The sequence below is a fragment of the Nocardioides pantholopis genome, assembly GCF_003710085.1.
Classification (GTDB): Bacteria; Actinomycetota; Actinomycetes; order Propionibacteriales; family Nocardioidaceae; genus Nocardioides; species Nocardioides pantholopis.
Genome location: NZ_CP033324.1, coordinates 1,262,364 through 1,274,379, shown reverse-complemented (window position 1 = coordinate 1,274,379; position 12,016 = coordinate 1,262,364). Strand labels below are relative to the sequence as shown.

The 12,016-nt window shown below is 73.3% G+C and carries 12 protein-coding genes; 7 read left to right on the top strand and 5 right to left on the bottom strand.

The window, feature by feature from the left end; translation table 11 throughout:
- Window positions 1-96 precede the first annotated feature (96 nt).
- A complete protein-coding gene (locus EBO35_RS06090) occupies window positions 97-1,203 on the bottom strand; it encodes a glycoside hydrolase family 6 protein (protein WP_122816930.1) in 1,107 nt (368 codons plus the stop codon).
- A 300-nt stretch (window positions 1,204-1,503) separates the two neighbouring features.
- Here EBO35_RS06090 and EBO35_RS06085 point away from each other — a divergent pair, with 300 nt between their 5' ends.
- The gene (locus tag EBO35_RS06085) at window positions 1,504-1,782 is read left to right on the top strand and encodes an HU family DNA-binding protein (RefSeq protein ID WP_122816929.1); all 279 of its coding nucleotides are present in this window, start codon (window positions 1,504-1,506) and stop codon (window positions 1,780-1,782) included.
- A 90-nt stretch (window positions 1,783-1,872) separates the two neighbouring features.
- On the opposite strand, the gene EBO35_RS06080 is transcribed toward EBO35_RS06085, so the two are convergent.
- Both EBO35_RS06080 and EBO35_RS06075 read right to left on the bottom strand, forming a co-directional pair.
- A complete protein-coding gene (locus EBO35_RS06080) occupies window positions 1,873-3,309 on the bottom strand; it encodes a sugar porter family MFS transporter (protein ID WP_122816928.1) in 1,437 nt (478 codons plus the stop codon).
- A gap of 374 nt (window positions 3,310-3,683) precedes the next feature.
- Window positions 3,684-4,559: a LysR family transcriptional regulator gene (locus EBO35_RS06075; protein WP_122816927.1), complete on the bottom strand. Its 876-nt coding sequence runs from the start codon at window positions 4,557-4,559 to the stop codon at window positions 3,684-3,686.
- Between the two features lie 78 nt (window positions 4,560-4,637).
- Here EBO35_RS06075 and EBO35_RS06070 point away from each other — a divergent pair, with 78 nt between their 5' ends.
- From EBO35_RS06070 to EBO35_RS06050, 5 genes are all read left to right on the top strand, one after another.
- Window positions 4,638-5,573, top strand: a complete 936-nt coding sequence (locus tag EBO35_RS06070; protein WP_241153885.1) for an EamA family transporter — start codon at window positions 4,638-4,640, stop codon at window positions 5,571-5,573.
- 40 nt (window positions 5,574-5,613) lie between these two features.
- The gene (locus EBO35_RS06065; protein WP_122816926.1) at window positions 5,614-6,300 is read left to right on the top strand and encodes a DUF3108 domain-containing protein; all 687 of its coding nucleotides are present in this window, start codon (window positions 5,614-5,616) and stop codon (window positions 6,298-6,300) included.
- Between the two features lie 104 nt (window positions 6,301-6,404).
- Window positions 6,405-7,991 carry an ABC transporter substrate-binding protein gene (locus EBO35_RS06060; RefSeq protein ID WP_122816925.1) on the top strand — a complete coding sequence of 529 codons (1,587 nt, stop codon included), beginning with the start codon at window positions 6,405-6,407 and terminating at the stop codon, window positions 7,989-7,991.
- 12 nt (window positions 7,992-8,003) lie between these two features.
- On the top strand, window positions 8,004-8,675 hold the full coding sequence (locus tag EBO35_RS06055) for a hypothetical protein (protein WP_122816924.1): 672 nt from the start codon (window positions 8,004-8,006) through the stop codon (window positions 8,673-8,675).
- Window positions 8,676-8,758: 83 nt separating this feature from the next.
- The gene (locus tag EBO35_RS06050) at window positions 8,759-9,208 is read left to right on the top strand and encodes a YybH family protein (protein WP_122816923.1); all 450 of its coding nucleotides are present in this window, start codon (window positions 8,759-8,761) and stop codon (window positions 9,206-9,208) included.
- 145 nt (window positions 9,209-9,353) lie between these two features.
- On the opposite strand, the gene EBO35_RS06045 is transcribed toward EBO35_RS06050, so the two are convergent.
- Window positions 9,354-10,229, bottom strand: coding sequence for a glycosyltransferase family 2 protein (locus tag EBO35_RS06045; RefSeq protein WP_122816922.1), 876 nt, complete (start codon window positions 10,227-10,229; stop codon window positions 9,354-9,356).
- Window positions 10,230-10,323: 94 nt separating this feature from the next.
- Window positions 10,324-11,220 (bottom strand): LysR family transcriptional regulator, encoded by an 897-nt coding sequence (locus EBO35_RS19905; RefSeq protein WP_127480218.1) that lies wholly within the window; start codon window positions 11,218-11,220, stop codon window positions 10,324-10,326.
- Between the two features lie 80 nt (window positions 11,221-11,300).
- Here EBO35_RS19905 and EBO35_RS06035 point away from each other — a divergent pair, with 80 nt between their 5' ends.
- Window positions 11,301-12,008, top strand: a complete 708-nt coding sequence (locus EBO35_RS06035) for an aspartate/glutamate racemase family protein (RefSeq protein ID WP_122816920.1) — start codon at window positions 11,301-11,303, stop codon at window positions 12,006-12,008.
- Window positions 12,009-12,016 lie beyond the last annotated feature (8 nt).

Below are 12,016 nucleotides of genomic sequence, written 5' to 3'. Positions count from 1 at the left end.
CTCAGTTGTCCGGCCCCGCACCCGAGCAGAGGCCTTCGCAGGAGGACTTCGGCCGCCCCGGGGGCGACCTGAGCGGAAAAGGCTGGTCCGGCCCGGTCAGTACGGCGTGGTCCGCACGAGCCGGAGGGCCCGCTTGGTGAGGAACGGGTCGGCCTGCATGAACAGCCACGGTCGACCGAACCACAGGTAGGCGTCCACGTGCGCCGCGGCCCGGGCGCTGTCGGCGGCGGAGAGTCCCCAGCGGGGGCTGGTCACGTCCGTGGTCGGCGGGATGCCGAGCGTGACGCAGTGGGAGTCGCTGCGGCTGCGGCAGACCTTGGCATGGTCGGGGTGCTTGCCCCGGGCCGTGCCGAAGTCGAACCCCTTGCCGTTGGAGGAGGTGTTGATGACGAAGTGGCGCCCGGGGACGCCGCGACGGGCCAGCTCCTCGACCAGGCGGGTCCCGAACCCGATCTCGACGCTCGTGGGCGAGTAGTGCGTGGAGTTGAGCGCGAAGCCGCGCACGTACTCGATGCCGGCCGGCATCAGGAAGCGGGCGGCCTCGTCGGGGCGGTCCTTGGGCCAGTCCCCCGCGCCGGCGTCGATGTAGACGCTGGTGTTCGGCAGGGCGGCGAGCCGCTTGGCGGCGTACCGGATCATCCGGGAGGGCACCTTCGAGCCCTTCGGCACACACAGCGCGAACGGCCCGTCGGGCTGGAGGATGAGGGCCGCGTGGGCGTTGCCGACACCGCGGGCGAACCCGCGGATCCACCGGCGGTAGCTCTTCTTCTGGGCCTTGCTCGGCAGCCGCTTGCACGCGTCGTGCTCCCACGGCACCATCCGGAAGACCGCCATCTGCACCAGCACGTTCGGGTCGCCGCCGGTGGCGTTCGCGATGTAGTCCTCGACCTTGCGCTCGATGTCCGCGTCGCGCACCCAGGCCCCGAACCACTTCGCCTTGGGGCGCAGGGCGATCTTCGCGAGCAGCTCCTTCTTCGCGCCCGTGGCCCGCTGGTACGGCGCCCAGGACTGCTCCATGGGACCCCGGTAGACCCCCATGGTCCGCCCGGCGAGCGGGTTGCCGGCGCCCGCGCGCGCCGCCGGTGCCGCAGCGGTGGCCGCGGCCGGGGCGGCCGGCCCGGCGCCGGAGACGCCGGCGGCCAGGACCGCCGGGGCGAGGACGGCGAGCGCGAGCAGGCCGAGCCGGGTCCGGAGCGGGTGCACGGCTGGGCGGTGCCGCACTGCTGTCCTCCGGCGACGGTGGGGGGCGAGGCGGGGGGTGTCCACGTCGTCGACATCGGCCCCGCGACCGTTCTCCTGAGGCATTCAGGCCGGTACCCCGAGCCCGTGGCGGCACCTCCCCGAAGTGACGCACGCATCGCCGCAGGGGCGTCGGTCGCGCAGATCGGGCATGCGATCCGGCATCCTTGGGAACGGTTGACGCACCATCCGGCCCTCCGGGTCGTCGGTGCGCAGCCCCGACCGGCTGTAGGTTCAGCCCTCGACCCCAACCTAAGGAGCAGCATGAAGAAGGACGAGCTCGTCCAGGCCATCGCCGAGAACGCGGACCTGAGCAAGGCTGACGCCGACCGCGCCCTCAAGGCCGTCGCCGAGGTCATCACCCAGCAGGTCGCCTCCGGCGAGAAGATCCAGGTCCCCGGCCTCGGCACGTTCGAGCCCCGCGACCGCAGCGCTCGCGAGGGCCGCAACCCGCAGACGGGCGCCACCGTCCAGATCGCCGCCACGACCGTCCCCGGCTTCAAGGCCGCGACCGCGTTCAAGCAGGCCGTCGCCGGCAAGTGACGCCCGGGTCCGTCCCGGACCCTGCTGTCGCGCAAGAGCGCCCGCCCCCCGTTCGGGGGCGGGCGCTCTCGCGTTCCGGGGTGTCCTCGCTCAGGAGGCCCGCTCGAAGTCCTTCGGCGAGAACTTGCCGTCCGCCAGGTGCTTCTCGATGTCCTCGAGGCTGTGGCCGGTCATCTCCGGCATGAAGCGCAGCACGAAGAAGAACGCAGCGACGTTGAACCCGGCGTAGATCCAGAACGTCTGCCCGACGCCGAACGTCTCGATCATCGTGAGCAGGGTCAGGGTGATCAGCAGGTTCGTGCTCCACAGGCTCGCCGACTGCACGCTCGTGCCGGCGCTGCGCACCGCGAGCGGGTAGGTCTCCGAGCCGGTCAGCCAGCCCATCAGCTGCAGGCCGCCGGCGTTGAAGGCCATGAAGATGATGAGCGTGGCGATGATGAAGGGCGTCTGGTCGTGACCGTCGTTGCCGGAGACGAAGAACCAGCCGAGCACGATGAGGCTCACCGCCGCGCCAGGGACCATCACCAGCGTCAGCCGGCGCCGACCGACCCGGTCGACGATGGCGAGCCCGATGATCTGCATGACCAGGTAGGTCACACCCAGCCCGACGCTGACGTTCAGCGCGGTGCTGGTGGCGAACCCGTTGTCGGTGAGGATCGTCGGCGAGTAGTAGATGATCATCTCGATGCCGCTGAGCTGGGTGAAGATCGCGATGCCGCAGCCGACCACCAGGGCGGGCCGCACCCAGGGGCGGCGCAGTCCCCGCCAGCCGCGGTCCCGGGACCGGGTCTCCTGCTTGAGCTCCTCGACCTCGATGATCTCGTCCAGCTCGGGCTGCACGTCGTAGCCGTCGGCGCGCACGTTCGTCAGCACCTCGCGGGCCTCGTCGACGCGGTCGCGCTTGACCAGCCAGCGCGGGCTCTCCGGCAGCCGCAGCATCAGCAGGCCCATCACCACCGGCGGCACGGTCGCGGCGGCGATCGCGATCCGCCACGAGACCGCCTCGGTGGCGCCGACGATCGTGGAGATCACGATGCCGACACCGATCGCGAGCTGGAAGGCCAGCACCAGCCGGCCCCGGTGCCGCGCGGGCGCCAGCTCCGCGACGTACATCGGCACGGTCTGGGTGGCCCCACCCACCGCGAAGCCCAGCACCACCCGGCCCGCGACCAGCAGCCAGGGGTTCGGCGCCAGCGCGCTGGCCAGCGACCCGACGACGAAGACGGCGCAGACCACGAGGATCGTGCCCTTGCGGCCCAGGCGCTCGGAGAGGAAGCTGCACGCCAGCGCCCCGATCACCGCGCCGAGCAGGATCGAGGCGGCGATCGTCTGCTCCATGCCGGTCCCGATGTGGAAGTCGTCGGTGATCTGGAGCAGTGCGCCGGAGATGATGCCGGTGTCGTAGCCGTAGAGCAGGCCGGCCACCGCGGAGACCAGCGCCGCCGTGAGCATCGATCCCGTCAGCCCCGGTCCCTGGACCTCCCCACCGGCGTCCGTGGTGTCAGAGGATTTCGTGGCATCGGACATGGGTGGCCTCTCCTGTCGGTGTGGGCGGCCCTTTGTACCCGCGGCCGTACGGCGTACACACGGGTCGTGGTGGGGTTGCCGTTCCGGGGCCGCGAGCTGCGGTGAGCTGGCCACCGTTCCGGGGCGGAGCGGTGAGCTGGCCACCGTTTCCGCGCGACAGACGGTGGCAGGCTCACCGCTCGATGGGTGGGCGACCCGCACCGGGCCGTACCGGCCCGCGCCCGATCCCCCGCCGACCCGGCACTTCTGGTCGCGGCAGGTACGCCGACCCGGCACTTCTGGTCGTTCGGTGGCGACCATTCCTGCCGGGTCAGCCCCTCCCGCGCGACCATTCCTGCCGGGTCGGCCCCTTCCGCGCGACCATTCCTGCCGGGTCAGCGATGGGTGATGGGGAGGGCGGCGAGGAAGGCGCGGGCGGCGGGGGTGGGGTTGAACTCGCTCCACACGAGGTACTCGACGCGCCGCGGGCCGTCGGCCACCGGCACGGTCCGGGTCCCGGCGGCGGCCGCCGCGACCGGCTCGGGGAGGAAGGCGACGGCCAGACCGCGGGCCACCAGCCGCAGCATCAGGTCCACCGAGGAGACCTCGTAGGCGACGTCGCGTTCCAGCCCCGCCGCTCCGAACGCCTGGTCGCTCTGGGCCCGGCCCGGGGTGCCGGCCTGGAAGTCCGCGAACGGCGCGAGCGCGAGGTCCGCGAGGGTCACCTCGGAACGGCCGGCGAGCTCGTGCGCCGCGGGGACGACCGCGACCAGCTGTTGGTGGGCCAGCACCCGCGCCTCGACCCCGCGGGGCGGCTCCCCCTCCGGGAGCCCGAGGATCGCCGCGTCCAGGGTGCCAGCCGCGACCTCGGCGGCGAGCTGGTCGCTGGCGCCGGCGCGCAGCCGCACCCGCACCTGCGGATGCAGCTCCTTGAACTGCTGCAGGACGGCGGGCACGTCGAGGACGACAGCCGTCGGGATCACGCCGAGCCGCAGCCGGCCGCGGATCTGGCCACCCGCCGCGGCCGCGTCGGCCGCGGCCCGCTCGGCGGCCTCCAGGCACTGGCGGGCCGTGGCCACGAAGGCCTCGCCGGCGGCGGTGAGCTCGACGCGGCGACTGGTGCGCGCGAACAGTGCCACGCCGAGCTCCTGCTCCAGGCTCTTGATCTGGTGGCTCAGGGCCGACTGGGCGACGAAGCACTGGGCCGCGGCCCGGGTGAAGTTCCGCGTCTCCGCGACGGCGACGGCGTACCGCATCTGGCGAAGCTCCATCCGGTCATCATCCAACACGATCGGTCCCATGCAAACCATGTGTTGGACAGATCGATGACGACGCCAAACGCTGGTGTCGTGCCCCTCTCCGAGACCCTGAGGACGGCCCGGCCGGCCCGGCCACCGGCTCCCCGCAGCCCGGCCCTCCTCGTGATCGCCTGCACCGCGCTGGCGCCCGCGGCGTGGGGCACCACCTACGCGGTGACGACCGAGCTGCTGCCGCCCGACCGCCCGCTGCTCGCCGCCCTGCTGCGCTCGCTCCCCGGCGGTCTTCTGCTCGTCGCGCTGACCCGGATCCTGCCCCGCGGTGCCTGGTGGTGGAAGGCAGCGGCTCTCGGCACCCTCAACTTCGGCGCCTTCTTCCCTCTGCTGTTCGTGTCGGCCGAGCGGCTTCCCGGCGGGGTGGCTGCCACCGTGGGAGCGATCCAGCCGGTGATCGTCGCGGGCCTCGCCGTCGCGGTCCTCCACGAGGCCCCGTCGGCCTGGCGGACCGGCTGGGCCCTCGCCGGCGCCGCCGGGGTCGGGCTGGTCGTGCTCGGACCGACGGCCGCGCTCGACCCAGTCGGCGTCCTCGCCGGGCTCGCGGGCGCCGCCTCCATGGCCCTCGGCGTGACCCTCACCAAGCGCTGGGGCCGACCGGCGGGCGTCGGGCCGCTGACCCTCGCCGGGTGGCAGCTCTCGGCCGGCGGCCTCGTCCTGCTCCCGCTGGCGATCGCGGTCGAGGGGCCGCCCCCGCACCTCGACGGACCGGCGGTCCTCGGCTACCTGTGGCTGGGCACCGTCGGCGGCTTCGTCGCGTACGCCGTGTGGTTCCGCGGGATCGGCCTGCTGCCGGTCACCGCGACCGCACTCCTCGGCCTGCTCTCCCCGCTCGTGGCCGCGGCCATCGGCGTGGCGGCCCTGGGCGAGTCGCTGACGGCCGTCCAGCTCGCCGGCTTCGCCGTGGCGCTGACCGCGCTCGTCGCCGGGCAACGCACCGCACCGGCCACCCGGCCACCCGGCCCGGCCCGCTAGCGTGCCGGGTCCTCGCAGACCCGCCACGACAGGAGCACGCGTGAGCACGATCCACACCGGACGCATCGACTACCAGGGCGACACGGGCCTGCGCGGGCGGGAGTCCTTCTCGATCACCTGCGCCGACGACGGCACCCGGACCCTGCAGGCGCACTGCCGGATGTTCGACAGCCGGGTGGAGCGGTGGGTGGTGCACACCGTGGACCCGCGGATGCGCCCGCTGCGCTCCTTCGTCAGCCAGCGGATCGCCGGGGAGTTCCTCGGCGAGGGCTGGTTCACCTTCGCCCCGGGCCGGCTCACCGGCCGCAGCGTGGTGCGCGGGCGGGGTGAGGTGCACCAGGAGGTCGACATCGAGGGCGAGCTGGACTACTTCGTGCCGCACGCCGTGGCCGGGGACTCCTGGATCACCCCCTGCCACGACCGGTCAGTCGAGGGCTGGCAGGACGTGCGCAACGGGTTCACGTCCTCGCTGCTGCCGGACGGGTCGACCGGGCCGATGATCGAGCAGCACCGTGGACTGCGCCAGATCCTCCTCGGCGAGGAGACGGTCCAGGTGCCGGCCGGCGAGTTCCGCACCGAGCACTTCGTGGTGAGCGCACGCCCGGGGGTCGAGGAGCACCTGTGGGTCACGGCCGATGACATCTCGATGCTGGTGAAGCTGCGCTCGGACCGGCTGGCGACGACGTACGTGCTCGCCGAGCACCGGGTGGACGACGCCTGGCAGTGATCGGGCCTCGATCAGGTGGTTGACGCAGATCACACCGGCCCCCTAGCCTCCTTCCGCAAGATGGAACATCGTTCCACCAGCAAGAACAACTGAAGGAGTGGTCCATGCGCTCTCAGCGCAGGTGGCGTCGTCTCGGGCGCATGGCGGTCGTCGGGAGTGCACTCGCGCTCGTCCTCGCGGGCTGTGGTTCCGGCGGCAGCGAAGGCGGCGGCAGCTCCGAGTCCGACGGGACGCCGCAGCGCGGCGGCACGGTCACCGTGGACTGGGTGGCGAACCCCACCAGCCTGGACCCCCTGAAGTACAACGTCTTCGGGACCTACAACCTGGTCGGGCTGGTCTACAACACGCTCTACCGCTGGACCGAGGACGGCGGGCTGGAGAACGAGCTGGCCACCGCCGAGCCGACCGTGAGCAAGGACGGGCTGACCGTCACGATCCCGGTCCGCGAGGGCGTGAGCTTCCACGACGGCTCCGCGCTCAGCGCCGAGGACGTCGCCTTCACCATCGAGACCGTGCTGGACCCCGCGAACGCCTCCATCTGGTTCGCCGGCCTCTCCCCGATCACCGAGGTCGCCGTCCCCGACGAGCGGACCGTCGTGCTCACGCTCTCGCGTCGCCACGACGTGCTGGCCGGCATCCTGGCCCAGATCCCGATCCTCTCCAGCGAGCAGGAGTACCTGCCCTCGGACACCTACGCCCAGACCATGATGGGCACCGGACCGTTCAAGTTCGTGACCTGGGACCAGGGCGTCCAGGTGAAGCTGGAGCGCAACGACGACTACTTCGTCGCCGAGCAGCCCTACCTCGACGGTGTCGTGATGCGGACCGTCACCGAGGACGCCGGCCGGATGGCGAACGTCGCGACCGGCAGCGCCGACATCATGCCGATGGTGCCGTTCAACCAGGTCGAGAACCTCAAGGGCCGCGGCGTCCAGGTCGAGGTGACCCCGCGCTCGGCGCTGATGCCGACGATCTTCCCCTCCCTCAAGGAGGGCAAGCCCACCGCCAACGCGGCGTTCCGCCGGGCCGTGGCCTGGGCCATCGACCGCGGCAAGCTCGTCGACACCGTCTTCAAGGGCGTCGCCGAGCCGGCCTCGACCGTGCTCGCGGACGGTACGCCGAACTGGGACGCCGAGCTGGGCGGGACGTACGGCGACTCCGCCGACCTCGACCAGGCCAAGGCGGCCCTGGCCGAGTCCGGCGTGAAGGAGGGCACCGAGATCGAGCTGATCGTGCGCAACGAGCCGCTCAGCGTCTCGATGGGCACCGTGATCCAGGCGAACCTGCGCGAGCTCGGCCTGGACGCGACCCTCTCGCCCCAGGAGTCGGCCGCCTACCTGCCCAAGCTCGTCTCCGGCGACTTCGACCTGATGATGCTCAGCATCGAGGCGGGCCTCTCCTCGGGCTACACGCCGATGTACGCGTTCTCCGCGATGCACTCGGAGTCCAGCGCGAACTACACCGGCTTCGCGGACGAGGAGCTGGACCGCCTGCTCGTCGAGGCCATCGGCGCCCCGGCCGACCCCGCGGCCGCGTGGCGTGCCGTCCAGGAGCGCGAGCTCGAGGTCGTCCCGCTGATCCCGACCGTCACCGCCCGGTACGTCGAGGCGTACTCGAACCGCCTGAAGGGCCACACGGCCTCCTCCCTGTTCAGCCTCCGGGACCTCGACCGGTCCTGGATCGAGGACTAGCGGGGAGCCGGGATGCAGCACCGGACCAGCCGCGGCCGGCTCGCCTACCTCGGCCCCGACGGGGCCGAGCGGGGCCGGGAGTGGTTCCACGTCACCCACGCGGCCGATGGAAGCCGGACCATGCGCACGGTGAGCGAGATCGACGACGCGCAGATCCTGCGGGACGTCACGCTGACCGTGGGCGCGGACTGGCGGCCCCGGGACAGCTACGTCCGGGTCGTGGTCGCCGACCGTCTGGTCGGCTCCGGGTGGTTCCGCTTCACCGACACCGAGGCCACGGCCGAGGTGGACGGCGTCGGGGTCGGCCGGCTCAGCCAGCGCCTCGCCACGCCTGGGCGCGCCCCCATGTTCGGGGCGCACCAGGTGGCCGGCGACGGCTGGCAGGCCGGCCTGCTCGCCGCGGACGACCAGGGCCCGACCCGGTTCGAGGGGATCCTGCTCTCCTCGGCGCTGCCCAACGGCGCCTCCGGGCCGATGCTGGCCACCACCGCCATGACCGTGGAGCGGATCGGCACCGAGCGGCTCCGGGTCCGCGCCGGCGAGTTCGACACCGTGCACTACCGCTGCTCCCCCGACGGTCTCGACGCCGAGGACGTCTGGGTCCTGCCCGAGGACCTCACGCTGGTCCGCTCCGTGTGGGGCCACTACGGCACGACGTACGAGCTGGCGGAGCTCCAGCACTGATCCAGCACCGAGATCCAGCACTGACATCCCTCGGGCGACGACCGTCGCCCGACCGTCCCTCCCCCGCCCGAGAAAGGCACCCCATGATCGGCTCGCCCGACCGCACTCCCCTCGACACCGCGACCCTGATGCTCGACTCGCTGCGTGACCGCAGCCTCGAGGGCGTGCTGGACTGCTTCGACAAGTCCGAGGACACCTACGTCTTCGTGGAGGGCCCGCGCTGGACCAACCGCGGCGGCGAGCGCATCCACCAAGGCTGGCGCGACTACTTCGAGGCCCCGATCCTGCTGCTCGACTGGCGCTGGACCGACGGTCCCGACGTCTTCGAGAGCGGTGACCTGGCCACCGTCTGCGGCGTCATCGAGTACCAGTTCGAGGGCGCCGGCCAGCCGCGGCCGCTGCCGATGCGGATGACCTGGGTCGTGCGCCGCAGCGAGGACCGGGTCTGGCGCATCGTGCACGAGCACGGGTCCCAGCCGCTCGAGGACCCGTACGGCACCGGCGACTGGCTGGTCGAGGCCGTCCAGGCCTGACCACACCGGGGCCGGCTGGGTCGCCAGCCGGCCCCGGGCGGCGAGCACGCCACCCGGGCCCCGTCTGCCGAGCGCCCGGATGGCGCCCATCTGGTGTTCGGCGCCCGGACCCCAATCGGATTGCACGTCCGCCCTCAGGCCGCGCTCAGGCCGCCGACCGGGCGTCCTGCCACTGCTGCCAGACCTCGTCGTCCACCCGGCGGCGGCGCCGGAGCGCCGCGGGCAGCCGCCGCAGGAACTGCGGCATCTGCCGGCGCACGACGGGGTCGGCGACGGCCTGGCGCACCAGCTGCGCCGTCTCCCGGAGGGCTGTGCGCCCGGGCAGCCGCATCAGCGCGGTCAGCGTGTCGTTGCGCCGGTAGAGCGCCCACCGGGTCGGCCAGTCCTCGCGGCTCGAGGACGGCGCGTGGTGGGCCACGATCGTGTCGACGTAGCACTGGGCCCAGCCGTGCGCGGCCAGATCCAGCGCCAGGAGCGCCTCCTCGCCGCCGAAGCCGAGCACGGCGCTGTAGCCGCCGACCTCCAGGTACGCCGCGCGCCGGACGACGGCGCCGCAGCCGAGATGGCCCATGATCGACGGCCCGGGCAGGCCCGGGTGCTGCGGACCGGTCGCCAGCTGGGCGCAGGCGGCGTCGTCGGTGCCGGCCGGCTCGACCACCAGGCGCCCGTGGACGAGCCCCAGCGCGTCGTGCTGACCGAAGAGCCGCGCCGCCGCGGACAGCGCTCCGGCGTCCCACCAGGAGTCGTCGTCGGCGAAGGCCACGACCGGCGAGCGGCTGGCCTCGACGCCGACCGTGCGCCCGACCGCGCCGAGGTTCCTCGGCTGCACCAGGAGCCGGGCGCCGGGCATCCGCTCGCGGACTACGGCCGCGGTGCCGTCGGTCGAGGCGTTGTCCACGACGATGAGCTCGGCGATCTCCCCCGAGTGCACCAGGGGCCGCAGCCGCTCCAGGGTCCGCAGGAGGTCGTCTCGCCGGTCCCGGGTGATGATCACGACCGAGACCTGCGGGAGACCGCTCATGCGCGCGGCGGTACCCCCGACCCCGGGGTCCAACCGTGCCGCCGGCGCTGCGCGGTCCCCGGTGGTGCGCGGTGGTGCTCGGGGGTCCCCCGGGTCAGTGCCCGCCGAGGACTCCCGCGGCTCCGGCCTGGAGCCGCTCCATCAGCGCCCGGATCGCGGGCACGTCCTCGGCCCCCTGGCGGTGCACCATCCCGACGTGCCGCTCGCCGAACGCCGGCGCACGGCGCACCTCGACCTCGGGGTGGCGGAAGGCGGTGAGCGCGAGCTGGGGCAGCACGGTGACGCCGAGCCCGTGCGCGACCAGGTTCTGCACGACCACGTAGTCGTCGCTCTCGTGCAGCAGACGCGGCTCGAACCCGGCGGCCCGGCAGCTCTCGACCAGGTGCTGGCGGCACCGCTCGCAGCCGGCCACCCAGTCCTGCTCGGCGAGCCAGGAAGGCGCCGGCCGGGCGGGTGCGTCGCGGTCCGGAGCGAGGACCAGCGAGAGCGGCTCGACGCCGAGCGGCACCCACGCCAGCGAGCCGTCGTCGGCGGGCGGGCCGTCGTACCCGAAGACCAGGGCGACATCGATGTCGCCGGCGAGGACAGCCGCCCAGGCCTCCGGCGGCTCGGTCTCGACGAGCGTGACCTGGACGCCGGCGTGGTCGTCGTAGAGCGCGCGGACCGCGGGCGGCACGAGCGTCGCGGCCGCGGACGGGAACGCGGCCAGCCGCACCGTCCCGGCGCGCAGGTTCGCGAGTGCCCCGAGCTCCTCGCGCGCCAGGTGCAGGGCGCCGTGGACGGCGTCGGCCCGGGCCAGCAGCGCCGTGCCGGCCTCGGTGAGCCGGGTGCCGCGGGTGGTGCGCACCAGCAGCGGCCCGCCCGCCTCGCGCTCGAGCTGCCGCAGCTGCTGGCTGACGGCCGACTGGGTCGACCCGAGCTCCCGGGCGGCGGCGCTCAGCGAGCCGGACCGGGCGACGGTCCGGAACAGCAGCACGCGTCGAGGATCCACTTGTCCATTAGATCCGCTAAGGGCTGCCTTCGGCAATCGCAGGCTACCTATGAATCCGGGGTGGCCGGAGGATGGTGGCCATGGAGACCTTGGGCCTGATCGGCGGCATGAGCTGGCACTCGACCGCGACCTACTACCGGATCATCAACGAGATGGTCTCGGCCGCGCGCGGCGGCCACGCGTCGGCGCGGATCGCGCTGCAGTCGCTGGACTTCGCGGAGGTCCGCGAATGCCAGGTGCGCGGCGACTGGGACCGGGCCGGCGAGCTGCTGGCCGAGGCCGGGCAGCGCTGTGTGGCCGGGGGCGCGAGCGCCGTGGCGATCTGCACCAACCTGATGCACAAGGTCGCGCCCCAGGTCGAGGCCGCGCTCGACGTGCCGCTGCTGCACATCGGCGACGCGGTCGCGGCCGAGGCCACCCGGCGCGGCTGGCGGACGCTCGGCATCCTCGGCACCCGCTGGGTGATGGAGGAGACGTTCTACGCCGACCGGCTCGCCCGGCACGGGGTGGCCGCGGTCGCCCCGGACGCCGCCGACCGCGAGATCGTCGACGCGATCGTGTTCGACGAGCTCACCCGCGGCATCATCAGCGACGCCTCCCGCGCGACGTACGTCGAGGTGATCCGGCGGCTGGCCGACCAGGGCGCCGAGGCGGTGGTGCTCGCGTGCACGGAGATCGGCCTGCTGGTGAGCCCCGAGGACAGCCCGCTGCCGGTGATCGACAGCGCCGAGGTGCACGCGCGTGAGCTGGGCCGGGTGGCACTCGGGCAACTCAGCGACGCCCGGTAGCCGGCCCT

Bases quoted from the DNA above. Each gene is read 5' to 3' on its own strand.
- EBO35_RS06085 (WP_122816929.1), top strand. From the start codon at position 1,504: ATGAAGAAGGACGAGCTCGTCCAGGCCATCGCCGAGAACGCGGACCTG.
- EBO35_RS06080 (WP_122816928.1), bottom strand. From the start codon at position 3,309: ATGTCCGATGCCACGAAATCCTCTGACACCACGGACGCCGGTGGGGAG.
- EBO35_RS06075 (WP_122816927.1), bottom strand. From the start codon at position 4,559: ATGGAGCTTCGCCAGATGCGGTACGCCGTCGCCGTCGCGGAGACGCGG.
- EBO35_RS06060 (WP_122816925.1), top strand. From the start codon at position 6,405: ATGCGCTCTCAGCGCAGGTGGCGTCGTCTCGGGCGCATGGCGGTCGTC.
- EBO35_RS06055 (WP_122816924.1), top strand. From the start codon at position 8,004: ATGCAGCACCGGACCAGCCGCGGCCGGCTCGCCTACCTCGGCCCCGAC.
- EBO35_RS06050 (WP_122816923.1), top strand. From the start codon at position 8,759: ATGATCGGCTCGCCCGACCGCACTCCCCTCGACACCGCGACCCTGATG.
- EBO35_RS06045 (WP_122816922.1), bottom strand. From the start codon at position 10,229: ATGAGCGGTCTCCCGCAGGTCTCGGTCGTGATCATCACCCGGGACCGG.
- EBO35_RS06035 (WP_122816920.1), top strand. From the start codon at position 11,301: ATGGAGACCTTGGGCCTGATCGGCGGCATGAGCTGGCACTCGACCGCG.